The following is a 25,499-nucleotide window of genomic DNA, read 5'->3' on the forward strand; positions in this document are numbered from 1 at the left end:
GGTCACATCGTGGGGTCGTGTCGCATCGGTCGGGCGGGGGTCGGTCGCATTAAGCTGTGGTTGTTTGAGGACGAGACGCCCGGAAGGTGGGGAAGTGATGGCGACCTATACTCCCGAGCATCTCGCGCATGTCGACGCCGAAAGTTGGCCAGCCCTCGTCGAAGTAAGCGAACCTGGTCCTTTGGTGAGCTTCAGGAGTCGTAAGGCTGAGCAGCGCTTTGCAAAGGTGTGCAATCGGGTCGGAATCGTCCTGGATGGCGATAATCCGGATATTTCGGTTGTGCACGAAGAGCTTTTTGTACGACTGGCTGAGTCTGGCTGGTTGGGGCTCGCGGAGTCCTATATGGCTGGCGAGTGGACAGCCCGGGACCTAGTAGGAACCTTGGCAAAATTGCTGGCTGGAGGCTATAAACCCCAGGGGCGCCGTTCCCTCAACACCGTGAAGGCACAGTCTCGTAGCGAAGGTCAGGAGCTTCCTGCAGACCTCGTGCAGCTGTTTTCGGAAGATGGTGCGACGATCTGTGGCGGATTGTTCGCCTCTGGTGTGCCAACGACTGTGCGCGAGTCGATGAAGAGTTTTGTCTCCGGTGCCGGGCGGGGAAGTGAACCTGCCAGCCACTTCGTTGATGTCACTGAATACTCCGCCCCGATTGACGTCGAGAAAGCTGACTTTGAGGCGGCCCAGCAGCGCGCTCTCGAAAGCCTGCTTGACGCCGCGGTTGTTGATCAAGGCGCGGATGTGTTGGAGTTCCCAAGCTCTGGTGGCGCGCTGGCCTTGCTGGCTTCAGCTCGCGGAGCCACCGTCGATGTGCTCACCTCGGATGCCGAGCACCGCATCGCGCTCGATGAATTTATTACGCTCAACGGTGCTTCCCACCACGTTCGTCCGTACACTCTGCCTGCGCCATTTCCTTCCCGAGAAGATTGGCGCGGCAGGTATGACTGCATTCTGTCCGCGGAAAAGTTGGAATATCTAGGCAAACAGGGCCGTCAGTCTTATTTCAAGTCTCTGGACAGAATGCTGACGATGGGCGGTTTCATCGGAATGACTACCGTCGTGGCCGCAGCTCCGCTGAGCCGAGTAAACCGCGAGGCCTTGGGCATGCTGCGGGCGTACGTCTGGCCTGCCTTAAGCTTTGCGACGACCACGCAGCTCCATCAGCTAGTTGATAAAGAAACTGGAATGCGCATCATCGCGGAGAAACACTACGGCGATCACTACCGCGAGAGCCTGCGGATTCAGCGCGAGCTGTTCGAAAGCCACCTCCGAGAAGCTGCCGCTGCAGGTTACGACGCAGTGTTCCGACGCATGTGGATCTATCATTTCGCGCTGCTTGAGGCCCTGTTTTGGGTGGGAGCATTGGACGCCGTGCAGCTCACGCTGACCACGAGGAACAGGGCAGGGCGTCGATAAGGCGCTAACTTTAGAAATCTTTCCCGTATTTGGGCACGCTGTCCTGGGGTTTTGTCAAAATTCTGGTTCAAATAGGGGAAAGATTTCGGCTACAGCAGGGCCCAACCTGCAAGCGCAGCTCCAAGTGCAATGGCCCAGGCCGGGACATTCCATTTCGCCATGCCAAGCCAGCAGACGGCTGCAATGCCGAGGGAAGCTACGCCGTTGATGCCGTGCGTGAACACGGGGTTGTAGAGAGCTGCTGCAAGAAGTCCGACGACGGCTGCGTTGGCGCCGGCGAATGCTTTGCGGGTTCGCAGCGAGTGGGAGAGTCGATCCCAATAGTGGAGGCCAAAGAGGACGAGGAGGGCGGAGGGCGCGAAGATCGCGATGGTGGCGATCGTGGCGCCGAGGATTCCAGCGTCCGCACCACCCAGGAATGACGCGAAGGTAAACAGCGGGCCGGGGACTGCCTGAGCAGCCGAGTAGCCGGCTAGGAATTCCGTTTGGTTCACTCAGCCTGGAGCAACGGTGTGTTGCTCAAGAAGAGGCATGACCACGTGCCCGCCGCCGAACACGAGTGCGCCGGCGGAGAAATAGGCCGAGAACATCTCTAGGATGTGGTTCCCAGTGGCCTGGGCAAGAAGTGGTAGCGCAACTAGGGCTGCGATGAATAGCCCGAGGGCTCCGAGAGCAACTGATTGTGGCACCGATCGGCCATCATCAGCGTTGCTCGGAGAGGTAGCCTCGCACAGGAAAGCGCCGAGCAGCGCAGCAACCGCAATGACTGCAACGTGAGTCCAGGGGCTCGGAACGGCGAGAACCGTGAGGCCTGAGATCACTGTAATCGTTGCCGTGATCTTCGTGTTTGCTAGGTTCTTTGCCATGCCTGCCACCGCATGGAATACGACGGCGACGGCGGCAGCAAGCAATCCCTTGAGCCAACCCGCGTTGGGATCTACCAGGTGGGATTGCTTGATGAGCAAGGCGAAGGCGGTGAGTGCGGCTGCCGAGGGCAGAGTGAAAGCTAGCCAAGCCATGAGCATGCCGAGGTAGCCGGCGCGACGGAACCCGATGACCATGCCGACCTGGGAAGAAGCGGGCCCTGGCAGGAACTGGCACAATGCCACGGTGTTGGCGTAATCGGATTCGCTGAGCCACTTGCGCTTGTCTACGAAAGCCGTTTTGAAGTAGCCCAAATGAGCAGTAGGGCCGCCGAAGGAGGTGAAACCCAGTCCGCTAAAGACTCTGAGCACCTCCCACGGGCTGCCCTTGGAAGTTGGCGTGGTCATGACGACTAAGTCTATGGCCACGAGTCAGGGGGCGCAGTACTAGATCTGCGTCAGGTCGGCTTCCTTCGTTTCCTGCATAGCGAACATGGCAATGAGCGAGATCATTGTGACCACGATCAGGTAAACACCGACGGCGGCGACACCGTGGTGCTTGACCAGCCACGTTGCCACAAACGGTGCGATGGCAGCACCCAGAATTGAGGAGACGTTGTAGGCGATTCCGGAGCCGGTGTAGCGCACGTTGGTGGGGTAGAGCTCGGGGAGAACTGCGGACATCGGACCGAAGATCAGTCCCATGAGGAACATACCGATGGTCAGGAAGGCCAAGACCGTAGCTTCGGTGGCGCTGCTTGGTGCCAGGAAGACCGGGAAAGTGAAACCGAAGCCGACCATGAGGACAGACACTGCGATGAGGGTGCGGCGACGACCCCAGACGTCGGCAAGCCAGCCCGCTAGCGGAATGCCCGCGATGAACGCAAAGATGGAGATCAGCTGCAGCTTCAGGAAGTGGGTGTATGGGATTCCCAGGCCAATGCCGGCGTCCTTCTTACCGATGCCGTAGGACAGGATCCAGGTGGTGACCAGGTAGAACAAGGTGTAGCAGCTGACCATGACGAAGGTGCCGATGATCAGGGCCTTCCAGGAGGACTTGAAGACCTCACCCAGCGGAGCCTTCACTTTCTTGCCCTTGTTCAGAGCGTCCTGGAAAACAGGGGTTTCTTCCAGCTTGAAGCGGACATACAAGCCAACTGCGACCATCACGATGGACAGCAAGAACGGGATGCGCCAGCCCCAGGACATGAAGGCGCCTTCAATGTCGCCGTTTGTATGCCCCAACCAGGACACCAAGATGAGGAACAAACCGTTGGCTGCCAGGAATCCGAATGGTGCGCCCAGCTGGGGCCACATGGCAGCCCACGCGCGTTTGCCCTTTTCTGCAGTCTCGGTGGCCAGCAGTGCGGCACCGGACCATTCGCCGCCCAGGCCAAGACCTTGACCAAAACGCATCAATGCCAGCAGTGCAGGTGCCCACAGGCCAGCCTGTGCGTAGGTAGGCAGCAGACCGATGATGAAGGTGGCGATGCCCATCGTCAACAGGGAGCCGACCAGAGTAGCCTTACGGCCGATGCGATCGCCGAAGTGTCCAAACAGGACCGATCCCAGAGGGCGAGCAACGAAAGCTAGGCCGAAGGTAGCGAAAGAGGCCAGCAGGCCGACTGTGGGGTCCTGATTTTTTGGGAAGAACAGAAACGGGAAGACGGCTACCGCTGCCGTGGCATAGGCATAGAAATCGTAGAACTCAATTGTGGTGCCCACGGTGGAAGCGAGGATAATCCGCCTCTTGGTCTGCTTGTCTACGCGCGCGCCCGGCACTTGGGCCTGGGCCGTTGTCACGGTTTGGGTCATGAACACCACCTACATTCAGATCGTTGTTTGAACAATGTGAGATGAACAGTAGCACACCAATCCCGCAGAGTGGTCAATTTGGTTCACTAGGTGGGAATTGTTCAACGAGAAAAACCAATTACAATTGAGCGCATGCAACATAAGCAATGGCATGAACTGGACGTACATGAATGGCGCGAACGCGTGGCGGAAACGAGTGCCGTTGCTGGCGTTCAAGCGTGCCTGCAGCGAATTGACCAGCTCAATCCGAGCCTCAACGCCTTGTCCTACGTCCTGAGGGACGAAGCGATGGCTAGGGCAAGGGAATTGGACGCTGTGCCCGTCGAGAAGCGTGGCGTGCTGCATGGCGTGCCACTAGTGATTAAAGATGAAATGCCGGTCGCAGGGGTGCCGACCACCTTCGGAACGGCAACCAAGACACCGGAGTTGGGTAACGCGTGGGCGGTGGAGCGGCTGCTGGAGGCGGGCGCGATCATCGTCGGGAAGACGCGCATGCCTGAATTTGGCTGCTGGGCATTCACCGAGACCGAATCCAAAGGCATCACCCGCAACCCGCACGACATTACGCGCACAACTGGTGGTTCCTCCGGCGGGACTGCTGCGGCCGTCGCCTCCGGAATGGTACCCGCAGGCATGGGCGGTGACGGTGGCGGATCTATCCGCATTCCAGCAGCTCAATGCGGGCTGTTTGGTCTCAAGCCCCAGCGCGGGCGCGTCTCTATCGCGCCGTTTAGCGATCTGTGGCATGCGCTCGGCACCGTCGGGCCTCTCACGCGCACCGTGAGAGATTCTGCTTTGCTTTACGACGTCATCAGCGGCACGGCCGACACCGATGCCTGGCATGCGAAGCCCATCGGCTCCTTGGTCGATGCCTGCTCGCGCGAGGTCTCTGGCCTGCGTATCGGAGTGGTTGAAGGATCATTCTCAGACGGCACGAAGGCCTGCAAGGAGCACCGGGTCGAGATGGAGCGAATTGCTCGCTTATTGGAGTCGCAGGGCCACCGTGTAACAGCCGTGGAGGTCAAATTCCCGAACCCGACTTTGCCATTCCTGATCCAATTTTTCGCGGGGCCACTGGCAGAGTATGACTTGCTGGAAGAGCCCGCCTTGCTGGAATCTCGCAGCAAAGCGGTGGTGCGCATTGGCAAATTGATTACTAACAGTCTGGTCGAGTGGGCGAAGCGTCGCTCCGCAGCTATTGGAGTAGCTGTAGACGAGGTGTTTAACGACTATGACCTGCTGCTTTCGCCAACCCTCAAGAAGCGGCCCGCGCGTGTGCCTGCGCTGCGTGGGAAGGGGATGATCGGTGCGATGCTGACCTCCGCGTCGTCGGTTGGGTACACGGGCTTTTTGAATATTGCCGGCCAGCCTGCCGCCCACGTCACGACGGGGAAGGGGCGAGATGGGTTGCCGATCGGTGTGCAGCTGATTGGGCCGTCGAATGGTGAAGAGATAATCATGACAGTGGCGGCGTCGCTAGCGAAGGCCGTGTAGTTGGTGCCATAGCTCGATTGCTGGATCGGTAGATTCGTGCAGGTAGTGGAGGGTTTCGTTTGACATAACTCAAAACTACAAGTTAAAGTTAACTTTAAGTCAAGCGATCGAAGGGGGTCTGATGGAACTTTCTGTTGGTGAAGTTGCCTCCCGTGCGGGAGTTGCGCCCTCGGCGGTTCGGTTCTATGAATCAAAAGGACTTATTACGAGCCATCGCAATGCCGGTAATCAGCGACGCTTCGACCGAAGCGTTCTGCGACGAGTTGCGTTCATCAAGGTCGCGCAGAATGTGGGACTGAGCCTCGATGACATCGCGGAGGCGCTGGATGAATTGCCACACGGCGAAGCAGTGCCCACCAAAGAAGACTGGCAGCGCCTCAGTGGTGCGTGGCGTCCACGCCTAGACCTTCAGATTGAACGTCTCAAGCGCCTGCGTGACAATCTTGACGGCTGCATCGGCTGCGGCTGCCTGAGCCTGGAAAGCTGCGCGCTGTACAACCCAGAGGATCGGATGCGTCACGTGGGTACGGGGGCGGTGAAGCTTGAGCCGCTCAGTGATGCGGGGTAGCTCTATGTGTAAGTGCTAGGGCATGTCCGGTAAATCCAATTTGACATAATGTACATTATCGGACACTAAGTACTTTTGCTTTTACTGCCACCTTTTACTTTTATTGTCACAGTGACGTAAGTTGCAGGTGTATTCTACTGTTGCTCTTGGGGCGATTTTGATCGATATGCGCCCCGAAGTTGGACTGCCGTCAGAACAAACAGTCCAATCGAGATGAGCGCGACAATCGGCATCCCCTTGAACATGACAAAGACGAAGAAGCCAAGAACGGCGAACAGTCGGAACCAAAGAAATGGGATCGCTCGCTCGGCCATCTACTTCTCCAGTGCGATTCGGATGTTCAGATGTCCTTCGGCGTCAATCTTGGCGGCCACGAAGTCTGGCGTCTCCACGCCGAAGTCGTGTCGGTTGATTGGAATGTTGGCGCCAACCACAATGTTGTCGCCCGTGCGCAGCACATCAAGTTCAGCGTCAATGTGCTTGCCGACGCCATGGATAGTCAACGTGCCAGGCACGGTAACTTTGCCGAGGCTGCCGTTGTCAGGAATGTGGGAAACGTCTACGGATACACTGTCGTCGGCGGTGAACTTGGCCTCAGGATAGGTATCGGTTTCGAGCAGCTTCATGCGCACGTTGATATCTCGCTTTTCGCGATCGGTCTTAATGGTTGACATATCAACTGTCAGGGTGGCTCCCGTCAGCTTCCCGTTCTTGATGCTGACATTGCCGTCGACATGCTCAGTGCTTCCCGACGTAGCACGGCGCTCACCAGGCAAAATCTCCCAGAATGTGTAGCCGACCGACGTTGGGTTGCCCGGAGCGGCCTTTATTACCGACCACTCACCGTTGATATCAGTACTCGCCTTCTTCGCACCGGCAGTCTGAATGCCGTCAGTTTTCACTCCTGGCGTCATGTAGGCCTTGTACGCTACCGGTGCGACGCTGACCAGCGCAATTGCGATGATCGCGATTACCAGTCCAATGACAAGCTTCTTGTTGTAGGTCTGATTCATCCGGGTAGCTCACCTAACGTAGTTTTTCAATGTCACGCGCCAATTCAACCAAATCATCACACAGCTGGCGCATCTCTTCGGCAGACGCTCCCTCTGACGCTGCAGTTGCGACGTCTTCGGCGGCGCACCGCAGCTCAAAAAGTGAATCTTTCAGTCTGGAGACTTTTTCAGGTCGCAAAATCACGGCTTCTGCAGGAATCGCGGTTCCGGCGACACCATTGCGCTGCTCGTAGGCTCGCTGCCTACAGGAATGACCGCAGTATTTCTTTGGTCGTCCCCTGCCACCAGCATCGATGGGCTTGCCACACCAAGCACACGTAGCAGGCTGGCGGCTTGCCGAAAGCTCCGACTCCGCTGCAGAATACGGTTTCACGTCGTAAACCATATCCCAAGTTTGAGGCTACGTCCTAAACCAATTCCGCAAAACGGCTATAATGGCGAAATACTGTCCCCAAGTCACCTATTCGTGGGTGTACGACACACTATCTTAAGGACGATGAAAACATGGCAGATCGCGTACTTCGTGGCAGCCGCATGGGCGCTGTTTCCTATGAAACTGACCGTGACCACGACCTCGCGCCACGTCAGCTAGTCAAGTACAAGACTGACACTGGCGAAGTTTACGAGGTTCCTTTCGCTGACGACGCCGAGATCCCAAGCACCTGGCTGTGCAAGAACGGCCAAATTGGCGTCCTGATGGAAGGCGAAGGCCAGGAGGCAAAGGAAGTCAAGCCTCCACGTACCCACTGGGATATGCTTCGCGAGCGCCGCAGCATCGAGGAGCTGGATGTGCTCCTCGAAGAGCGTATTGAATTGCTGCGCAAGCGCCGTCGCAATGCGGCACGCTTGCTGAAGCAGCAGCAAGAAGAAGCTGCCGCTCAACAGTAACCAAAAAATGGCCCCCAATTGGGGGCCATTTCTATATTTGCTAGAACTGCGCCTTCTTGCGCTTGTTCTCGATTTCGTACTTGACCAGGCCGTACATTTCCTTAGCCAGTTCGCGGGCCTGCTCGCCACGGTGTGCCAGGCCCCACTTGGTGACCTCAAGCAGGGAGTCCTTGACAAAGGAACCGTCAAGCTTGGACTCGCCGATCTCACGCTCGGTGAAGGTGATTGGAACTTCGACCACGTCGAAGCCAGCTGCTACTGCGCGGCGGGCAACGTCGACCTGGAAGATGTAGCCGGCTGCGGAGAGCTCTTCAAAGTCGAGGGCTTCCAGCAGTTCGCGTCGGAAAGCGCGGTAGCCGGCGGTCATGTCCGTGAGGCCGGAGCCGAGCATCAGGCCGATGTAGAGGTTGCCACCCTTGGACAGGATGTAGCGCTTCTTCGGCCAGTTCACCACCTTGCCGCCTGGCACGTAGCGGGAACCGATGGCGAGGTCAGCGCCGTTGTCGACTGCTTCGAGGAGCAGGTGGAGCTGCTCTGGGGCGTGGGAACCGTCAGCATCCATTTCACAGAGCACGGTGTAGCCCTGCTCGAGGCCCCATTCGAAGCCTGCGAGGTAGGCGCCCAGCAGGCCGCCCTTGCCTTCGCGGTGCAGGACCTTGATGTGAGAGTCCTCTGCTGCCAGCTTGTCGGCTGCTTCGCCAGTGCCGTCTGGGGAGTTGTCATCGACGATGAGGATGTCGACCTCCGGCGTCGCCTTGCGCACGCGAGAGGTGATGAGAGGCAGGTTCTCCAGCTCGTTGTACGTAGGAATGATAACGAGCGTGAGATCGCTTGGATTGCCCATGATTGTGCAGTACTCCCCTGAGGTTGAAAGTTATTTTGTTGGTTTAGTGACAGTCTACCTGTCCCGACGTGAGACCAGGATAGCCAGTATCGCAAGTGCTAGTCCCGCCAAGACTATGCCCCACTCGATGATGTGACCGAATCGTAATGCGATGGTTCGGGTGTCACGAAGCGGCATCGTGTCGATCAAGACGGCTGGCTCGAACAGGTGCGTCTTCGCAATGACCGAGCCATCGGGTCGAATCAACGCCGAAGAACCCGACGTCGCAGCAATGACCACTGCTCTGTCGGTTTCGATCGCGCGCAGCCGGCTCATGGCCATCTGCTGGTAGGTCATGTCGGTGTAGCCGAAGGTTGCGTTGTTGGTGGGTGTGGTGAGCATCTGAGCGCCATTATCGACGGCTGTGCGCGCCGCCGCATCAAAGGCAACCTCGTAGCAGGTGGCCACGCCGATTTTTACGTCGTTCATGGTGACAACTCCGTTGCCAGTGCCCGGCTGGAAGTTGCCCGCCATGTCCACGAAGGAGGAGAACTTACGGAAGAAATCCCGGTACGGCATGTACTCACCAAAAGGCTGCAGAAACTTCTTGTAGTGGTACTCCCCTGTCGATCCGTCTGGATTGAACACCACCATCGTGTTTCGTGGGCCAACATCGTCGACAGTGATCGTGCCAACCAACGTCGGGGCATTGATGTCCGCCACCGCGGAAGTGATCAGCTCCCTGGCCTTCTCGTCAGAAAATGGATTCACGTCCGAAGAATTCTCCGGCCAAATCGCCAGGTCAACTTGCTGATCTACCTCTGAAGTTACGCGGGCATGGTTGCCCAGGACCGCACGCTGCTGAGCGTTGAAATCAAGGCCTGCGCGTGGCACATTGCCCTGAATCGCCGCGACCTTCATCTCCCCCACATTCGGAGAATCAGGTGTCAGGACCGGGATGAGTAGCCCAGAAGCCACGACAAGGACCGAGGCGATGGCGGGAATGGCGCGTCGAGAAGCCAGCAACGCTCCCGCCAGCACAGCAACGAAGGTGACCAGCGCGGGCCCGCCTATCGACGCCCACTGCGCTACCGGCCCCTCGATTTGCCCCCATGCGAGGCGCCCCCAGGCGAAGCCCCCAAAAGGCCAGTTGGAACGCACGAACTCCATGGTCACAAACCACAGCGCGAAAGCGATTGGGCCGAAGTTTTTCCATCTCATGATGGGAACCGCGATGGCGCCGAACACGATGAGATACAGCGACTCGGTGACCGCCAACGCTACCCACGGCAGCGTGCCGACGAACTCCCCCACCCACGGCAACAACGGCAGGTAAAGCGCCAGGCCAAATATGAAACCTAGCGTGGCACCGGTGCGCTTGCGTGGCTGATCCTTACCCCAAGGGGCAACAGAGGCTGCAAACATCGCGAGGCCGACGATTCCCGCAAACCACCAGCCCACGGGCTCGAAAGAGGCATAACAAGCAGCACCACCCGCGGCTGCCAGGAGGAACCGAAACAGCAGACTCACTTGAAGTCCTCTGGCTTGACGTTTTCAGACCAATTATGGAGCTCTTCTTCGTCGATCACTGGCTTATTTGGGTCCTTGAACGAGCCGTAGCTGGCCTGCTGACGGTAGCGATTAGCCTGCTCAAAACCCCTCATGCCCAAGTTCTCGACCTTCACGCGGAGCTTCTTGGCCAACACTCCCCTGACCAGCGCACGGGTCGGCGAAAGAATCAGCAGGAGGCCGAGAAACGAGGTGACAAAACCAGGCAAGGCCACCAGGATTGCCCCGGCAGCTAGTAGCCCGTAGTCGCCTGCAAGGCGTCCTGGATTGACGTTCTGCTGATGCAACGCGACGCTGCCGATGCGCTTCATCTCGAATGCAGCGAGGAAAAGACCGCCGAAGAAACAAAGGAAGAGGGCGACGAGGGCCCAACCGACGCCGATCAATTGGGAAACGCCCCAGAAGGCCAGCGCCTCAAAGAGGAAATACGGAATTGCAATGATGAGTGGCACCCCACCACTGTAGATGGCCGGGAGCGAAAAATCCCCCGCCAACATGTCAAAACCGTCCAGAAATTGACACGTTCACGGGGGATTTTTGAACTACTTGTCTTCCAGGTTTCCTTCCATGTCCAGGAAGGCCTGGCGTAGTGTATCGAGATCCTCGGCGGAAGGCTCAGACCACATGCCACGGTCAGCTGCTTCTAGCAAGCGTTCGGAGATGTCGCGCAGCGCCCATGGGTTGGACTTTTCGAAGAATTCGCGCATCGTCTCATCGCGGACGTATTCCTGCGTCAGCGTCGAGTACATCCAGTCGTCCATGAGTCCGGTGGTGGCATCGTAGCCGAAGAGGTAATCCACGGTGGCGCTCATCTCGAAGGCACCCTTGTAACCGTGGTTGCGCATAGCCTCCAGCCAGCGCGGATTGACCACGCGGGCTCGGAATACGCGCCGGGATTCTTCGTGCAGCGTGCGGGTCTTGACGGTTTCCTGACGAGTGGAATCACCGATGTACGCCTCTGGATCCTTGCCGGTTAGCGCGCGAACCGTTGCGACCATGCCACCGTGGAATTGGAAGTAGTCATCGGAGTCTGCGATGTCGTGCTCCTGCGAGTCGACGTTCTTCGCAGCCACCGAAATGCGCTGGTAGGCCTCTCGCATTTCCTCCTTCGCCTCCACGCCATCCACGCCACGACCATAGGCGTAGCCACCCCAGGTGGTGTAGACCTCCGCCAGGTCCTGGTCATCGCGCCAGTTGCCGGATTCGATGAGCTGCAGCAGGCCGGCACCATAGGTTCCTGGCTTGGAACCAAATATGCGACGGACCGGCTTACCAGCTTCAGCGTGGGCGCGGACAAAGTTCTGGTCAGCAGGCTCATCGAGGCCCGCGACCAGCTGGACGGCGTCGTCAAGCAGGGCGACTACGTGCGGGAAAGCGTCACGGAAGAAGCCGGAGATGCGGACGGTGACGTCGATGCGCGGGCGGCCGAGCTCTTCCAAAGGAATCACGGACAGATCGATGACACGGCGGGAGGCTTCGTCCCAGATCGGGCGCATGCCGAGCAGCGCGAATACTTCGGCGATATCGTCGCCTGAGGTGCGCATCGCGGAGGTACCCCAGACGGACAGGCCCACCGAAGCTGGGTACTTCCCGTGTTCTGCCAGGTAGCGCTCGATGAGCGAGTCGGCAAGCAGCGTGCCCGTCTCCCAGGCCAAGCGCGAAGGGATGGACTTCGGGTCCACGGAGTAGAAGTTGCGGCCGGTCGGCAGCACGTTGAGCAGGCCACGCATCGGCGAGCCGGACGGGCCGGCCTCGATGAATTCGCCGTTCAGTGCGCGCAGGATCTGAGTGATCTCGCGCGGGGTCTGGCGCAGGCGCGGCACCATCTCGGCGCAGGCGAAACGCAGGATCTCCCGCGCGGCCTCAGGGGCATCGAGCTTATCGACGGCCCCTACATCCCAACCCTTCTGGCTGAGTTGCGTCAGCAACTCCTTTGCCTGCGCTTCCACCTCGTCGACACGTGCGCGGGACTCATCCCCCGCTTCTGACAGTCCAAAGGCTTCGCGCAGGCCGGCGACGGAGCGTTCGCCACCCCAGAGCTGACGGGCGCGGAGCATGGCGAGGACGAGGTCGATGAGCATCTCTTCTTCGATCGGTTCGCCCAGGATGTGCAGGCCGCCGCGGATGGCGACGTCCTTGATTTCGCAGAGCCAGCCGTCGATATGCATGAGCATGTCGTCGAAGACTTCTTCGTCCGGACGCTCCCCCCAGCCGAGGTCCTGGTCCATTTTCGCTGCGGTGAGCAGCGTCCAGATCTCCTGGCGGATTGCCGGGAGCTTGGATGGGTCCATGGCGGAGATGTTCTGGTGCTCGTCCAGGAGTTGCTCAAGGCGGGTGATATCGCCGTAGGATTCGGCGCGGGACATCGGCGGGATCATGTGGTCGACCAAGACTGCGTGCGCGCGACGCTTGGCTTGGGTGCCCTCACCAGGATCGTTGACCAGGAACGGGTAGATAAGCGGGATGTCCGCGATGGCCTGGTCGGTGTAGCACTCGGCGGACATGCCAACGGTCTTGCCCGGCAGCCATTCCATGTTGCCGTGCTTGCCCATGTGGACGATCGCGTCAGCTCCGAATACGCTGCGCAGCCAGTGGTAAGTGCCCAGGTAGTGGTGGTTCGCTGGCAGGTCCGGGTCGTGGTAGATGCCGACTGGGTTTTCGCCGAAGCCACGTGGTGGCTGGACCATCACCACGACATTGCCGAATTGCAGGCCGGCGATGTAAATCTCGCCCGTAGTCGGATTCACGTAGTGCGTGCCAGGGGCCGCGCCCCAGTGCTCAGTCATCTCCTCTTGTACCGCCGAAGGCAAGGTCAGGAAGTACTCCAGGTACTCCTCACGAGACAGCTTCAAAGGATTATTGGCCAGCACGTCTTCGGTGAGCCATTCTGGGTCGTGGCCACCTGCCTCGATGATGGCGTGCATGAAGGCGTCGCCGTCCATGTCCGCGTAGCCAGGGATGTCCGCCACTGAGCCGAGGTCGTAGCCCGCTTCGGACATAGCTCGCAGGACGCGCAGCGTAGAAGCTGGGGTATCCAGGCCCACCGCATTGCCGATGCGGGCGTGCTTGGTTGGGTACGCCGAGAGCATGACGGCGATTTTCTTGTCCTTGTTCTCCAAAGACCGCAGCCGCGCGTGCTTGACTGCAATGCCCGCCAGGCGCTCGCAACGCTCCTGGTCCGGGACGTAGGCGATGAGGCCGTCGGAGTCGTACTCCTTGAAGGAGAACGGGACGGTGATAATGCGTCCGTCGAACTCCGGCACGGCGACCTGCGTTGCGACGTCCAGAGGTGTGAGGCCATCGTCGTTCTCGTCCCAGGCACTGCGCGGTGTGGTGAGCGCCAGGCCCTGAATGATCGGGATATTAAGAGCAGCGAGCTCTGCGACGTCCCAAGCCTCGTCATCGCCACCGGCCTGCGCGGTTGCTGGTTTGGTGCCACCAGCTGCGAGAACCGTGGTGATCGCGGCGTCCATGGTGGCGAGCTCCTGGAGCAGCTCAGGAGCTGCCTGGCGTAGCGAAGCGGTGAACATCGGGACAGCGGTTGCACCTTGCCTTTCCAGTGCCCGACTAAGGGCACTGATGTATTCGGTGTTACCTGCCAGGTGCTGGGCGCGGTAGTACAGCACAGCGATGCGGGGACCTCGTGGGGCCTCACCTGCAGCCCACTCGTCGCGAGACAAATGGCCCCACATCGGCATGTGTTCCGGTTGGTCGAAGCCGTAGCCGGTAAGGAGAACCGTGTCCGAGAGGAAGCGGTACAGGTGCTCGAGGTTCTTGGCTGAGCCTTCAGCCAGGTAGGTGTGTGCGGTCGTCGTTACGCCCGCTGGGACGGTGGACAGTTCGGTGAGCTCGGCGTCGACGGCCAGCTCGCCTGAGACGACGACGGTCGGGATTCCTTTGCCCAGGACGGATTTTAATCCGTCCTCCCAGGCCCGTTTGCCACCAAGGAGCCTAACGACGGCAATGTCGCAGCCTTCCAGCCACTCTCCGACCTGCTCGGCCTTGAGAGACATGGGGTTAGCGAACTTGAATTCGACATCGGGTGCGGAATTGGCAGCCTTTGCCGAAAGCAGGTCAGTATCTGAGGTGGACAGCAGTGCGATCACGTCTGCGTACCTTTCTGTGCAGTTGACGGGGTTACGCGCCCTGGTCGCTGCGCCGCGAAAACTGGGATTCAAGGTCTGACTGTGACAGTGGCGCGACCGCCCGGACTTACACCGGATTCAAGAAATCCCCACGGCCAATGCGTGTGGCGTTCCCCTCATCGTACGTGATGGCTAGGCCTCGATTTGGTATCGGCGGTGGCGAAGCTCACGTTCTGCCCCAGTTAAGGTGGAGCCCGAAACCGGTAGCTGGGAGAGATTGATGCGCGCTACAACCGTGAGCACTTGCCTTTTCGACGACTCCGCCACAGTTTTCGGGAGGCCGATTGAAGCAGCGAAGTCAAGCCAATCTTGGCGCTTTAAGTTCTTCGTCTTTGCGTTTAGTGGTAGCGCCAACGTGAAAACCCTGTAGAGCGCAGTACAAAGCAGGTCATGAATCGGTGCGACGTCCCAACGGCCTTCTTGCTTGAGGATAGAAACGTTCTTGGCATGAAGATCTCCGTTTCCCGTCAGCCAGGCAATTAGGAACTGAAGGTAGAGGTTCCTTTGGGCGAGCGGAACAGCAGCGCATTTAGTTGCCAAAGCAGTTACTACCTCTTCGGCGGGGACGGAATACTTTTGGGATGGCAGAATGCCGATCACTTGGGTTGCGTCTTCTAAAGCAAAACGTTGTCCGTTGGCGCGATCAAACCTAGTTACCCACAAACCAGGCAACCTTATGCTGAGCTACTGGGATTTTGAGCTGTCGTGCATGATCCAAATGCAAGTGTTCGTTAAGAACGAGGTTGGGGTGCTCTGGCGGATCAATTTTTAAGATGGCTTGCTCGTTTGTATCGGAGATCGGCATGTTGATCATCGATGCAGAGGCTTTTGCTTGAACTCCGGGCAGCCCGAAGCTATCCACATGATTCGTCAGTTCTCGGAAGTCAAGGGTCTCTAGGGGTTCGCTGATTAATGGATTCGGTGATGTAATCGCTTCGCCGTGCGGTGTGATCTGAACATCTCCGGGAACATCTCCACCAATGGCCTTCGGGAAGCAGCCCCGCAAAGAATGGTGGTAGCCCGCCACCAGCGTTTTTGAACGGAGCATTGTCTCGTGAATGACCCATTGAGATGTCGGGGCCAGTGTATTCGGGCAGATATCTAAACGTGACCTCCCCTGTATTCGATCGGTGGAGGTTGCCTGCTAAGACTCCGTTTTGTACACGTCTGCATCGGTGACGAACCGGAGTTTTTCAAGATTGATCACCGATGTACCTCGGCTCGGAGTCCGAGAGTCTCTAGGACCGTGAGCACAGTGCCGAGACTTGGTGTACCGGTACCCTTTTCGATGTCTCGCAGGGTGCGGTCCGAAATTCCAGCCATTTCCGCAAGCTGCTGCTGAGTGAGCATGTAGTGCTTGCGCATGTCGCGAATTTCGTTGCCGATTGCTTCGGCCTCAGTGTCGTGTCGTTCGGACATTCTCGGCAGAATCCTTCCGAATCTATCGCAAGTGATCCAGAAGCCACTCCATCTGCTGCGGTACCGACAGGTAGTACGGTAAGAAATGGTTGAGAGAGGTCCTGCCAGGCAGGCGAACCAATCGCGATTCTGTATATGAAACAGTGCCGCCTAGGGCAAGCCACCGATCCCGAAGGGTGCGCACCTGCCCAACTGGAATCACGTCGTCATTTCGCGAACCCCACAATCGAACTGGCGTAGCCGGAGCTGAATGTCCCAGCTCCTGCCGCTCCAACGCCGCCCGTACCAGCGGAATTTCACTAACCACCTCGGAAAAGGATCTGCCATCCACGGTCCAATCACGAGTGTGTTCCCACCCGCTAACCAATACCGTCCCGCCGGCACAGGTGCCAATGTTGGCGAGTACCTGCTTGCGGCCATGTTCGTTCAATAGTGGCCACAACACTTCCCATAGGTCGGGAGTTTCGGCCATGAGTCCCATAAAGGAATAAGCCAGGGTGCCAGTCACGAGGGAACCGTCGACGTGGCCCATGACGTCGAGAAGCGTGCTCGGTGGCGCACCAACGACGGCCGCTTGTGCAGGAAGGTCCGGGTTTTCGACGCACCAACCCACTGCCCCGCCACCTTGGGAGAAGCCCCACAAGCCTATTGGCTGTTCCTGGGAAATTCCGAGTTGACGCGCAGCACGGAGTGCGTCGTACAGGGACTGGCCTGCTGCGATGTGATCAACGTAGTACTGCACGCCCGCGTCCGGGTCGCGCGGGTAGTCGATGAAGACGACATCGCAGCCTTGACGGAGGAAGGCGAGCATGACAGGCAGCTCATATGCCATGATCGCGTCACGTGGCTGATCCAGGAAGAGTTTGAAACCGATGGCGGAGCTGTGGGAAGGATCGCAATGCTGTGCGACGCCCTGGGTAGACGGCGCAAAACCGATGACCGGGCGTTCTCCGTGCTCCCACGGGAAAGATGAGCGGATGACAGCGCCGGTGGCAGTGAGCTGGTGGCCGTGGGAATCAGTGGTGACATATTCAAAACGCTTTGCGCTGTGCGGATTCTTGCCTGCACCCAGGAAATGAAGTGGGCCGACGTCGGTAATCGCGCCGGGCTCCATGCCGAACACGCGCTCCGAACCGCCGAAATTGGGAACTGTGATGTTGGTGATGATGTCGCGCTCGACGTGCTCTCGATGCAAGAGTCGCCGGAGGAAGTCTTTGCGCAGCGGTGCGGAGATCTGCGCGAGCAACGTGGCGTCAGACCATTTGTAGCCACGTGTTGTCTCCCTCATGTTTCCCACAGTAGCGGTTTGCCGAGTCCTAGAATGGTGGCCATGACTTTGCCAAACCATGCCTCCGCCGAAAAAGTAGCCTGCGACCTGGGGCTTGGTGATCGCAGCCGAGCGGATGGCTGCCCTGGAGCGTTAACGTTCCACCATGCTGAGGACGGCGCCGTCGGACGCGTTCGCTTCCCTGGCGGCTCCATGAGCGTGACTCAGTTTACTCAGTTTGCGAAAGTATCCGCGGAGTTGGGCGATGGCGACATCCACCTCACGACCCGAGGCAACGTGCAGATCCGTGGCATTTCCGACGAAGCGGCCTTCACTCGGGCCGTCCTTGATGCCGGCTTCGTCCCCAGCATCCCGCATGACAAGATCCGAAACATCATCGTCTCTCCACTGTCTGACTTGGAGGAACTTGTAGCTGAGCTCGACCAGGCCCTCCTCGCCAACGATGAACTTGCTGGACTCTCCGGCCGCACCCTGTTTGGCATCGACAAGGGCGACGGCGCGATCTTGGCGCAGCAGCCCGACTTTGGCGTCTATGGACCTTCGAAACAGCTCATCCTTGGTGGCCAGCTCACCACACATGTCTTGAATAACCCCGCAGCTGAGCTCGCAGAACATGCGCTCAAATGGCAGCGCGCCCGCGGTGAAAAGTGGCGCGTCGCAGAAGATCCGTCGTTCAATACCTACGACACTGCGGAATTCGAGGCCCAAGAACCTACCCACATCGGTTGGTTCGACCGCGAGGACGGCACCGTGTCCCTGGGTGCAGGCCTGCCATTTGGCATCATCACAGCCAAGGTGGCTGAGTTGCTGTGCGCCGTCGAAAAACCTGTGCAGGTCACCCCTTGGCACAGCGTCCTCGTCCACGACCTCGATGAAGGTGAAGCGGAGGCAGTCGCGAAGGTGCTCGCACCGATGGGGCTCATTTTCGACGCCCACTCCCCTAAGCTGCTGGTCACTGCGTGCACGGGGCTGCCGGGTTGTGCGAAGTCGCGTGACGACGTCCGCCGGGACGCCCTCCAATTGATGGCCTCCGGCGCGACCGAGCGCACGCACTTCTCCGGTTGTGAGCGTCGATGTGGTCACCCCCGGGTGGAATACACCGACTATCTGGCGTTGGGTGACGGCAAATATGAGGTGTCGACTCGCTAATCTAGACAGCATGCACGAGTACATCACCGACGGTAACGAGATCTACCGCCAGTCGTTTGCCATGATCCGCGAAGAATCGGACTTGTCAGCGTTCGACGAGCTGCAGGCGCAGGTCGCGGTGCGCATGATCCACGCTGCTGGTCAGACTGATTTGGCGGATGACATTGAGTTTTCCGCGGGTGTTGTCCCGGCTGCCCGCAAGGCGTTGGAGGCAGGTAAGCCGATTATCACTGACGTGAACATGGTTGCCTCTGGTGTGACTCGCAAGCGCTTGCCGGCCGATAATGAGGTGCTGTGCTTCCTGCGTGACCCGCGAGTACCTGAGCTGGCGGAAAAGTTCGGAACCACTCGCTCTGCCGCTGCGGTTGAGCTGTGGGAGCCGGTGCTCGAGGGCGCTGTTGTTGCCATCGGCAACGCGCCGACCGCTCTAGTGCATCTAATGAAGTGGCTGGCGGAGGATCCATCGAGGCCACGCCCGGCCGCCATCCTCGGAATTCCGGTCGGCTTCGTTGGCGCTGCGGAGTCGAAGGCTGACCTTGCTAATGCTGCCGCTGATCTGGGCGTAGAGTTCCTCACCGTCCACGGTCGCCGTGGCGGTTCCGCGATCACCTGCGCTGCTATCAATGCCCTCGCAACGCACCAGGAGATCCTGCCATGAGCACGCTGTATGGAGTGGGAGTCGGCCCCGGCGACCCGGAGCTACTGACGCTGAAAGCTGTCCGCGCCATCGAAAGTGCCGACGTGGTCGCCTATCACGCAGCCCCTGGGAAGCCTTCTACGGCGGCGCAGATCGCTGCCCCATATCTCAAAGACAACCACATCCATGAGCTGTTGGAATACCCGGTGACCACCGGTTCCACTAATCACCCTGGTGGCTACGCGGGCGCGCTCGCAGACTTCTACGCTGACGCTACTGAGCGGCTCGCATGCCACTTGCAAGAAGGCAAGTCCGTCGCGATCCTCTCACTCGGCGACCCGATGCTCTATTCCTCGTATCAGCACCTGCACCGGACGCTCTCCGAGTTTGCCACGCAAACCCAGGTCATCCCTGGCATCCCGTCGATTACTGCGGTCGCAGACACCCTGGAGATGCCGCTGGCCGAGGATGAAGAAGTGATTACCATTCTTCCCGGTACCCTCCCGGAGCAGGACTTGGTGCGACGCCTTGCGTTGACTGATACCGCGGTGATCATGAAACTCGGCCGAACGTTTGAGAAGGTCAAGCGGGCTCTGGTCACCGCTGGTCTCGCTGATCGCGCTTATGTGGTCATCCGCGCCACGATGTCCGGGCAACAGGTAGTGCCTGTTCTTGAGGCGACTGAGGTGCCGTACTTCGCTTGCGTGGTTGTTCCGTCCAAGGTGGTGGCACCTTTGACTAAACCACAGGGCGAAGTCGTCGTGGTCGGCCTTGGCCCAGGCGCAGACCGTTGGACCACTCCGGAGGTGGCCGCCGAGTTGGCGCAAGCCACGGACATTGTTGGCTACTCCACCTACGTCAATCGCGTCCCGGTTCGCGAGGGCCAGAACCGGCACCTGTCCGATAACAAGGTCGAGGCGGAGCGCGCTGCGATGGCTCTGGATATGGCTAAGCGTGGTGCTCGCGTCGCAGTCGTTTCTTCCGGCGATCCGGGCGTGTTTGCCATGGCGGCTGCGGTGCTCGAGACCGCAGATGATGATCTCTGGCGAGACGTCCCTGTCCGCATCGTTCCCGGCATGACGGCAGCTCAGGCTGTGGCTTCCCGCGTCGGAGCGCCACTTGGACACGATTTCGGCATGATTTCGCTTTCGGATCGACTCAAGCCATGGCCGATCATCGAAACACGCATTCGTGCCCTGGCCAGCGCCGATATGGCTTTCGCTGTGTACAACCCGGCATCGAAAACTCGACGCGAACAGGTCGCCTTGCTCCGCGACATCGTCGCCGAGTACCAGGCGCCCGAGACCCCGGTCATCGTGGCTCGCGCCGTGGGGTCTGACGTGGAAAACGTAGTGGTCACAACCATCAAGAACTTCGATCCTGAGATCGTCGACATGCGCACCATGGTCATCATCGGGGCGTCCACCACCTCTGTTTATGAGGGCGTGGACGGCACCCGCGTCTTCACCTCACGCAGGTACGAGGCTTAAGGCCGTCAAGAACGCGCTTCTCGACGGCCACAGGCCTACCTACCCCCTAGCCCACGCCCCGATGGGGCCTGGGACTACGGGTGGCAGATCACCCAGTAGCCCATGCAGGTTGTTTTCTTCTTCAACCGCCGTGGTGACGGACTTGATTTTGCCCTTCTTGTTTTCGCTGGCTGCGCCGCCCATTGGCATGCCGCCCATCGGCATCATGCCCCGCCCAAAGTGCTGAGCGGATGTGCCGCCTGGCGTTGACGCTCCGGTAGTGGCAGTGCCAGATTGGAAACCCGGTGCCAATACGCCAGGTGACTTTTGTCCCTTCGGTGTGGCTCCGACTGGTGCTCCGACCGGTGCGATCCCGCCACCAGCAGCCATACTCAGTGCTGGAGCTCCAATGCTCGCTGCGGACGTGGTCCGGCTGCCAAAGTCTCGTAGGCCGGCAAATTGGCTGCTAGGGCCACCGATGCCCAATGGAGTAGCCTGCGCAGAATGCTTGCCTCCAGTTGGCAGCGTGCCAACGCCTACTGCTGGTGAATAGCCTGAGCCAGGTGTGCTCGGTGACATTCCCCCGACCGGGCTGACACCGCCGAAGTCAGGCGCAGACAGGCTTTGGGCTCCCGTGGCTAGCTGCCCAATCGGTGCGCCAGCGCCACCACCAATTCCTGCGAGGCCGTCCGCGTTGCGAGCTACCTCTGCGAAAGAGCCAGCGCCGATTGAACCTGGTTCGGCAATCATTGATTCGAAAGCCTGCGCCCCAGAATTTAGGCGTGCGACCGGGCCTGGTTTGCCGTGGCCGTCGACAAGCCCCATCGATGCCTGCAGTGTGCCACCCGCAGAGTCCCCCATCTCCAGCGACATCAGGTTGCGGATTACCGGCATCGCGCTTTCCACCGCCGCCGGAAACTCCGCACCCATAAACGACTGCAAAAACGCCTGCTCAGCCGCCTCGCGTTCGACGGGGTCGGTGATGAACGCAAGCGCCAGCTCGGCCATCTGCACCTGGAGCGCACCCGCCTCCGCGACCTGCCCCATGTACGTCACCGTGGTCGACATCAGCCCCGCATTCTTCGCGAACACATCCGCCGCATCCGCAACCTCCAGCGCCTTATCGACGGCCACATTAATGCTGTCCGCCTTATTGATCTCCGCAATATCCCAGGCAGTCATCCGGATGCTCTCCGCCAGCTGCGCCGCATTCTTGCCCATCGATTCCCAGGCCTGCGCGGACGATGCCACAGCGCCACCGTCCGTCGCTGCAAAAGCAGCGCTCAGCTCGGCGACGCTCCCAGGAATCGTCACCACAGGCGAAGGAAAATCGAAGTCCTCAAACACCTGGTCAGGACGCGCAGGAAACGCAATCGCCTCGGCCCCAACCTGACCGCCCTCATCGGCGATCCCAAGCGCATGTGAAGCAAATTCCTCCTGGCTGGTCAGCGAACGCTCCGTCGCACGCAATCCATCGCGAAGCCACGACACCTGCTCCGCGTACTTCTGCAGCGTCACCACCGCAGACCCAACCCCGCCAGTCAACACCAAACCGTGAGACGCGCCCATCTGGTCCAAGCCGGACACCGAAGAATAGGCGGCGGAGAGGGTACCTTGTTCATGCAACTGGGAAAGACCAGTGGCATCAGAGGCCAACGAATCAAAGTCGCTAATTTGTCGTGACAATATAGCGCTGTCAATGTCTACGTATTCCGTCATTGATCTTCTTCTCCACTTCTGGATAGAGCTTTTCGAGAATCTCCAACGACGCATCGCACACTTCGTTCGGCGTAGCAATCTTGTCGAGGTCTCCGATCATGACTTCCAACTGTCCATTCGTAGTTTGCGCGACAGACGAGCAATCATGGATCTTCGTTTCATCAAACCGATACTGGTACACCCCGGGAATCTTGCTGTCTACATCCTTGCTGATGACATACCGATTCCTTTCCACAGTCTCCAAATTGACCTTGTTCATAACGACTGAAACTGACCCAAAGAACGGTGCCTCTGGTGCAGTTTGAAATCCACACAGGAAGTACGGATCGTTCGCATTGCTTCCAATCCGCGACCTCTTCCCCAACCCTGCCTGTCGGAAGGTTTCTTCGCTGAGCTCGGTGCATGGGTCGAAGAGTTTGAAGTTGGGGTCTTTGGGGTCGAAGGTTGCTGGTGCGTGGACGTCGATGGGTGCGGTGTCTGCGCTGCCCGTTGTGGGCTCGTCCCCCCTGTGTGGCGCAGTGTCCGCACCTGTTGTGGTGCAGGCGGTGAGGCTGAGTGTGAAGAGTGTGATGGCGATGGCTTGTGAGAGCGTCGGCGTTTGTGGTGCTGTGTGCTGGCGCATGGTCCCCCCGATTGAAGTCTTGGTGTGACGGGCGTCATCATTTCGCATCATAAATGCAGATGCCCTCATTAGGTTTAGACGGAAGAAGTGGCCCAAAAGGTTCCATTGGTTTTGAAGATTTTTCTTAAGTGCTGGTCGCAGTCAAAAGTTGTGACTGCTGTGACTAGATGATCCGCTCTACTTTCGGTTTCTCTCCTTGCCGAAGGATCGCTAGGTCGTGGCTGTTCTGCATTTCGAGCCATTGTTGTGCGGTGCCAGCGCCGGCAGTTTCGAGCTTGATGGCGAGGCGCGGTGTCATGGATGCTTGGCCTTGGATAACTCTGTGGAGTGCGACGCGTGAGATGCCGAGTCGTCGTGCTGCTTCAGTGACGTTGATCCCGACTTTGTTGAGGAATTCAGCGAGAAATACTTCGCCTGGGTGTGGTGGCTTGGGTGCGAACATACGGTCACCTGCAATTCTTATTACCTATGGATAATCGAATTAAGTAATAAGAAGCTTCTCACAACTTATTGGTTTTGGCTTGCTAAGCACAAGCTTTCCCGAAGCGCACTAAGTTTCGGTAGACAACCCACGTCACAGCGCTTCAAGGGAAAAGCAACTATTGGCTCTGCCTAGCCGTCATCACAAACTCAAGCGATCCCACGGCCGCAGACATCGCCGCCACGATCGGCACGAGCCACCAACACACCGCAAAGCTCATCCGGGCACGACAGGGCTTAACGACGCTGAAGTCGCCACCACCATGCACGTTTTTGACAAGATGTCCCGCATTCTCACTCGCGCATCTGTGCTTCCGAAGGAGCAATGACATGTCACAGGCCACGATAATATGAAACATTTTGCTGCCACTGTATGGCCAATTCGTCGTCGACCGTCATACCTCGGGTTTTCAACAACTCAATTTGCTCGGTAATTGGTGTTCCGAGCTTGAAAGATCTCGAGGTTGCCATCAATACCCCCCTAACTAATGGCGAAAGAGATCCAGCCCGCTCCCATTTCAAAGAAACGGGGCAGGCTGAACGATTGCCCTTACTTTAACTGAGCTGGACCATTCAGCGTAACTGGCCGCTACAAACCGAAACCAAATCCGCCCAGATTAGATCTCCCGCAAGACCCTGAGCACTTCAACTGGAGTGTGTGTCACGATTGCGCGAGATCCCGCTGGCAGTGGCGGTCGCTGAACCATCACTACCGGCACTCCGAGTGATCGCGCAGCTTCGAGCTTTGCCTCGGTGAGTGATCCTCCGGAGTTCTTGGTTACCAGCACGTCAATCTGGTTGCCGACCATCAGTTCCTTCTCGCCTGCCACATCAAATGGGCCACGCGAAAGGATAAGTCGGTGGCGCGCTGGAAGTGGCACTGAAGGCTTCTCGACGCACCTGATCACGTACAAATTGTGCGGGTCAGCGGCGAAAGGCTCCAACTGTTGCCGGCCAATGGTCAGGAAGATGTGATGGTAGTCGCGGGCGACTACGGTGGCAGCTTCCTCCATCGACTGAACCGGAATCCATCGATCTCCTGAAGTTGCTTGCCAGGCTGGGCGATGCAGGCAGATGAGCGGCAGGCCTGTCGCCCGAGCTGCCTCAGCGGCGGACGTCGATATGCGTTCGGCAAAAGGGTGGGTGGCGTCGATGATGACCTCAATGCCGTTCTCAAAGATCCACCGAGCCATACCTGCAGGACCGCCGAAGCCACCGATGCGCACTTCACCGACCGGCAGGTGTGGATTCGAGACGCGACCGGCGAGGGACGAGGTGACCCACCAGCCCTGGCCCATCATGAGGCGGGCGAGTTCGCGGGCTTCGCCGGTACCGCCAAGGATTAAGGCGCGCATGGGATGGTCCTGCCGTGTGCGTCGCGAGGGCGATCATCTGAGTACAGGTAAGAATCTGGGAAGCCAGACGCGCCAAGCACCTGGCCGACGATGATCATTGCGGTACGCGTGATGCCAGATTCATGCACTTGGGCGGCGATATCAGAAAGCGTGCCCCGCAAGATCTGCTCCTCAGGCCGGGAAGCGAAAGCGACAACTGCCACCGGGCAATCGGAACCGTAGTTCGGAATTAGCTCATCAACGACTCGGTCGATGTCGTGAGCTGCGAGGTGAATACAGAGTGTGGCCTTGGAAGCACCCAGTGTTGCCAGGTCCTCCCCTTCCGGCATAGCGGACGCGCGCCCGGAAACACGGGTCAAGATGACCGTCTGGCCCACGGTTGGAACAGTTAGCTCGTGTCCAAGAGCTGCCGCTGATGCTGCGAAAGACGGCACACCAGGGACGATTTCGTAATCAATTCCCAATTCAACGAGGCGACGGGCCTGCTCCGCAAGTGCCGAGTACACGGACGGGTCACCGGATTGCAGGCGGGCCACGTCGAGCCCGCGGCTGTCCGCATCGGCAATCACTGCGGTGATCTCATCCAGTGGCATGCGCGCAGTGTTAACTACAACCGCATCATCAGGGACATTCGCGAGCACCTCTGGTGGCACGATCGAGCCAGCGTACAAGCACACCGGACAGGATCGGATGAGTCGATCAGCCCGCAATGTGAGCAGGTCAGCTGCACCTGGGCCTGCGCCAATGAAGTAAACCGTCATGGAAGCAA

General features: G+C 58.9%; 24 protein-coding genes and 1 pseudogene. 8 read left to right on the top strand and 17 right to left on the bottom strand.

The genetic code is table 11. From position 1 onward, the window contains the following. Positions 1 to 97 precede the first annotated feature (97 nt). Positions 98 to 1,414: a class I SAM-dependent methyltransferase gene (locus WG939_RS00235; RefSeq protein ID WP_339981460.1), complete on the top strand. Its 1,317-nt coding sequence runs from the start codon at positions 98 to 100 to the stop codon at positions 1,412 to 1,414. Positions 1,415 to 1,503: 89 nt separating this feature from the next. On the opposite strand, the pseudogene chrA reads toward WG939_RS00235, so the two are convergent. Together chrA and WG939_RS00245 are read right to left on the bottom strand one after the other, a co-directional pair. Then, positions 1,504 to 2,685 (bottom strand): annotated as a pseudogene (gene chrA / locus WG939_RS00240) (chromate efflux transporter). 39 nt (positions 2,686 to 2,724) lie between these two features. After that, entirely contained in the window at positions 2,725 to 4,092 is a 1,368-nt protein-coding gene (locus WG939_RS00245) for an MFS transporter (RefSeq protein ID WP_339981461.1), read from the bottom strand. Between the two features lie 132 nt (positions 4,093 to 4,224). On the opposite strand from WG939_RS00245, the gene WG939_RS00250 reads away from it, so the two are divergent. Together WG939_RS00250 and soxR are read left to right on the top strand one after the other, a co-directional pair. Further along, the gene (locus WG939_RS00250; RefSeq protein WP_339981462.1) at positions 4,225 to 5,586 is read left to right on the top strand and encodes an amidase; all 1,362 of its coding nucleotides are present in this window, start codon (positions 4,225 to 4,227) and stop codon (positions 5,584 to 5,586) included. Between the two features lie 121 nt (positions 5,587 to 5,707). Further along, positions 5,708 to 6,154, top strand: a complete 447-nt coding sequence (soxR, locus tag WG939_RS00255; protein ID WP_339981464.1) for a redox-sensitive transcriptional activator SoxR — start codon at positions 5,708 to 5,710, stop codon at positions 6,152 to 6,154. Positions 6,155 to 6,468: 314 nt separating this feature from the next. Here soxR and WG939_RS00260 read toward each other — a convergent pair whose 3' ends face one another. After that, entirely contained in the window at positions 6,469 to 7,167 is a 699-nt protein-coding gene (locus tag WG939_RS00260) for a YceI family protein (protein WP_339981466.1), read from the bottom strand. Between the two features lie 13 nt (positions 7,168 to 7,180). Continuing rightward, a complete protein-coding gene (locus WG939_RS00265) occupies positions 7,181 to 7,540 on the bottom strand; it encodes a hypothetical protein (RefSeq protein WP_339981468.1) in 360 nt (119 codons plus the stop codon). A gap of 131 nt (positions 7,541 to 7,671) precedes the next feature. On the opposite strand from WG939_RS00265, the gene WG939_RS00270 reads away from it, so the two are divergent. Further along, positions 7,672 to 8,055 (top strand): RNA polymerase-binding protein RbpA, encoded by a 384-nt coding sequence (locus WG939_RS00270; protein ID WP_339981469.1) that lies wholly within the window; start codon positions 7,672 to 7,674, stop codon positions 8,053 to 8,055. A 40-nt stretch (positions 8,056 to 8,095) separates the two neighbouring features. Here the strand turns inward: WG939_RS00270 and WG939_RS00275 are convergent, their stop codons facing one another. From WG939_RS00275 to WG939_RS00310, 8 genes are all read right to left on the bottom strand, one after another. Beyond that, the gene (locus WG939_RS00275; protein ID WP_339981470.1) at positions 8,096 to 8,899 is read right to left on the bottom strand and encodes a polyprenol monophosphomannose synthase; all 804 of its coding nucleotides are present in this window, start codon (positions 8,897 to 8,899) and stop codon (positions 8,096 to 8,098) included. A gap of 54 nt (positions 8,900 to 8,953) precedes the next feature. Continuing rightward, complete coding sequence (lnt, locus tag WG939_RS00280; protein WP_339981471.1) at positions 8,954 to 10,408, bottom strand: apolipoprotein N-acyltransferase; 1,455 nt, start codon at positions 10,406 to 10,408, stop codon at positions 8,954 to 8,956. Next, a complete protein-coding gene (locus WG939_RS00285) occupies positions 10,405 to 10,899 on the bottom strand; it encodes an FxsA family protein (RefSeq protein ID WP_339981473.1) in 495 nt (164 codons plus the stop codon). Before WG939_RS00285 ends, lnt begins: the two co-directional genes overlap by 4 nt. Positions 10,900 to 10,989: 90 nt before the next feature. Beyond that, on the bottom strand, positions 10,990 to 14,553 hold the full coding sequence (gene cobN / locus WG939_RS00290; protein ID WP_445227840.1) for a cobaltochelatase subunit CobN: 3,564 nt from the start codon (positions 14,551 to 14,553) through the stop codon (positions 10,990 to 10,992). Between the two features lie 171 nt (positions 14,554 to 14,724). Beyond that, a complete protein-coding gene (locus WG939_RS00295) occupies positions 14,725 to 15,255 on the bottom strand; it encodes a HipA domain-containing protein (protein ID WP_339981475.1) in 531 nt (176 codons plus the stop codon). 221 nt (positions 15,256 to 15,476) lie between these two features. Further along, positions 15,477 to 15,689 (bottom strand): hypothetical protein, encoded by a 213-nt coding sequence (locus tag WG939_RS12030; RefSeq protein ID WP_445227859.1) that lies wholly within the window; start codon positions 15,687 to 15,689, stop codon positions 15,477 to 15,479. A 106-nt stretch (positions 15,690 to 15,795) separates the two neighbouring features. Further along, positions 15,796 to 16,011 carry a type II toxin-antitoxin system Y4mF family antitoxin gene (locus WG939_RS00305; RefSeq protein WP_339981477.1) on the bottom strand — a complete coding sequence of 72 codons (216 nt, stop codon included), beginning with the start codon at positions 16,009 to 16,011 and terminating at the stop codon, positions 15,796 to 15,798. Between the two features lie 22 nt (positions 16,012 to 16,033). Next, positions 16,034 to 17,299 carry a lipase family protein gene (locus tag WG939_RS00310; protein WP_339981478.1) on the bottom strand — a complete coding sequence of 422 codons (1,266 nt, stop codon included), beginning with the start codon at positions 17,297 to 17,299 and terminating at the stop codon, positions 16,034 to 16,036. A gap of 33 nt (positions 17,300 to 17,332) precedes the next feature. Between WG939_RS00310 and WG939_RS00315 the strand changes: the two genes are divergently transcribed. Genes WG939_RS00315 through cobJ form a run of 3 tightly spaced genes read left to right on the top strand, consistent with a single transcriptional unit; the run spans position 17,333 to position 20,575 of the window. Next, positions 17,333 to 18,448, top strand: coding sequence for a precorrin-3B synthase (locus WG939_RS00315; protein WP_445227860.1), 1,116 nt, complete (start codon positions 17,333 to 17,335; stop codon positions 18,446 to 18,448). 10 nt (positions 18,449 to 18,458) lie between these two features. Continuing rightward, entirely contained in the window at positions 18,459 to 19,106 is a 648-nt protein-coding gene (locus WG939_RS00320; protein ID WP_339981480.1) for a precorrin-8X methylmutase, read from the top strand. After that, complete coding sequence (cobJ, locus tag WG939_RS00325) at positions 19,103 to 20,575, top strand: precorrin-3B C(17)-methyltransferase (RefSeq protein WP_339981482.1); 1,473 nt, start codon at positions 19,103 to 19,105, stop codon at positions 20,573 to 20,575. The genes WG939_RS00320 and cobJ overlap by 4 nt, the downstream gene beginning before the upstream one ends. A gap of 39 nt (positions 20,576 to 20,614) precedes the next feature. On the opposite strand, the gene WG939_RS00330 is transcribed toward cobJ, so the two are convergent. The 3 genes from WG939_RS00330 to WG939_RS00340 all read right to left on the bottom strand — a co-directional run bounded on the left by WG939_RS00330 (position 20,615) and on the right by WG939_RS00340 (position 23,337). Next, the gene (locus WG939_RS00330; protein WP_339981483.1) at positions 20,615 to 22,273 is read right to left on the bottom strand and encodes a hypothetical protein; all 1,659 of its coding nucleotides are present in this window, start codon (positions 22,271 to 22,273) and stop codon (positions 20,615 to 20,617) included. After that, positions 22,251 to 22,895, bottom strand: coding sequence for a DUF3558 domain-containing protein (locus tag WG939_RS00335; protein WP_339981484.1), 645 nt, complete (start codon positions 22,893 to 22,895; stop codon positions 22,251 to 22,253). The genes WG939_RS00330 and WG939_RS00335 overlap by 23 nt, the downstream gene beginning before the upstream one ends. Before the next feature lie 163 nt (positions 22,896 to 23,058). Beyond that, positions 23,059 to 23,337: a HigA family addiction module antitoxin gene (locus WG939_RS00340; protein WP_339981485.1), complete on the bottom strand. Its 279-nt coding sequence runs from the start codon at positions 23,335 to 23,337 to the stop codon at positions 23,059 to 23,061. A gap of 160 nt (positions 23,338 to 23,497) precedes the next feature. Here WG939_RS00340 and WG939_RS00345 point away from each other — a divergent pair, with 160 nt between their 5' ends. Further along, positions 23,498 to 23,704: a hypothetical protein gene (locus tag WG939_RS00345; protein ID WP_339981487.1), complete on the top strand. Its 207-nt coding sequence runs from the start codon at positions 23,498 to 23,500 to the stop codon at positions 23,702 to 23,704. Between the two features lie 288 nt (positions 23,705 to 23,992). Here the strand turns inward: WG939_RS00345 and WG939_RS00350 are convergent, their stop codons facing one another. After that, positions 23,993 to 24,730: a cobalt-precorrin-6A reductase gene (locus tag WG939_RS00350; RefSeq protein ID WP_339981488.1), complete on the bottom strand. Its 738-nt coding sequence runs from the start codon at positions 24,728 to 24,730 to the stop codon at positions 23,993 to 23,995. After that, a complete protein-coding gene (cobM, locus tag WG939_RS00355) occupies positions 24,718 to 25,491 on the bottom strand; it encodes a precorrin-4 C(11)-methyltransferase (protein ID WP_339981490.1) in 774 nt (257 codons plus the stop codon). The genes WG939_RS00350 and cobM overlap by 13 nt, the downstream gene beginning before the upstream one ends. Positions 25,492 to 25,499 lie beyond the last annotated feature (8 nt).

Source organism: Corynebacterium sp. H130, assembly GCF_037572395.1.
Taxonomy (GTDB): Bacteria; Actinomycetota; Actinomycetes; order Mycobacteriales; family Mycobacteriaceae; genus Corynebacterium.

What these genes read in the sequence shown, in the direction of transcription:
- WG939_RS00235 (WP_339981460.1), top strand. Translation starts at nt 98, where the DNA reads ATGGCGACCTATACTCCCGAGCATCTCGCGCATGTCGACGCCGAAAGT.
- WG939_RS00245 (WP_339981461.1), bottom strand. Translation starts at nt 4,092, where the DNA reads ATGACCCAAACCGTGACAACGGCCCAGGCCCAAGTGCCGGGCGCGCGC.
- WG939_RS00250 (WP_339981462.1), top strand. Translation starts at nt 4,225, where the DNA reads ATGCAACATAAGCAATGGCATGAACTGGACGTACATGAATGGCGCGAA.
- soxR (WP_339981464.1), top strand. Translation starts at nt 5,708, where the DNA reads ATGGAACTTTCTGTTGGTGAAGTTGCCTCCCGTGCGGGAGTTGCGCCC.
- WG939_RS00260 (WP_339981466.1), bottom strand. Translation starts at nt 7,167, where the DNA reads ATGAATCAGACCTACAACAAGAAGCTTGTCATTGGACTGGTAATCGCG.
- WG939_RS00270 (WP_339981469.1), top strand. Translation starts at nt 7,672, where the DNA reads ATGGCAGATCGCGTACTTCGTGGCAGCCGCATGGGCGCTGTTTCCTAT.
- WG939_RS00275 (WP_339981470.1), bottom strand. Translation starts at nt 8,899, where the DNA reads ATGGGCAATCCAAGCGATCTCACGCTCGTTATCATTCCTACGTACAAC.
- WG939_RS00305 (WP_339981477.1), bottom strand. Translation starts at nt 16,011, where the DNA reads ATGTCCGAACGACACGACACTGAGGCCGAAGCAATCGGCAACGAAATT.
- WG939_RS00310 (WP_339981478.1), bottom strand. Translation starts at nt 17,299, where the DNA reads ATGAGGGAGACAACACGTGGCTACAAATGGTCTGACGCCACGTTGCTC.
- WG939_RS00315 (WP_445227860.1), top strand. Translation starts at nt 17,333, where the DNA reads ATGGTGGCCATGACTTTGCCAAACCATGCCTCCGCCGAAAAAGTAGCC.
- WG939_RS00320 (WP_339981480.1), top strand. Translation starts at nt 18,459, where the DNA reads ATGCACGAGTACATCACCGACGGTAACGAGATCTACCGCCAGTCGTTT.
- cobJ (WP_339981482.1), top strand. Translation starts at nt 19,103, where the DNA reads ATGAGCACGCTGTATGGAGTGGGAGTCGGCCCCGGCGACCCGGAGCTA.
- WG939_RS00330 (WP_339981483.1), bottom strand. Translation starts at nt 22,273, where the DNA reads ATGACGGAATACGTAGACATTGACAGCGCTATATTGTCACGACAAATT.
- WG939_RS00335 (WP_339981484.1), bottom strand. Translation starts at nt 22,895, where the DNA reads ATGCGCCAGCACACAGCACCACAAACGCCGACGCTCTCACAAGCCATC.
- WG939_RS00340 (WP_339981485.1), bottom strand. Translation starts at nt 23,337, where the DNA reads ATGTTCGCACCCAAGCCACCACACCCAGGCGAAGTATTTCTCGCTGAA.
- WG939_RS00350 (WP_339981488.1), bottom strand. Translation starts at nt 24,730, where the DNA reads ATGCGCGCCTTAATCCTTGGCGGTACCGGCGAAGCCCGCGAACTCGCC.
- cobM (WP_339981490.1), bottom strand. Translation starts at nt 25,491, where the DNA reads ATGACGGTTTACTTCATTGGCGCAGGCCCAGGTGCAGCTGACCTGCTC.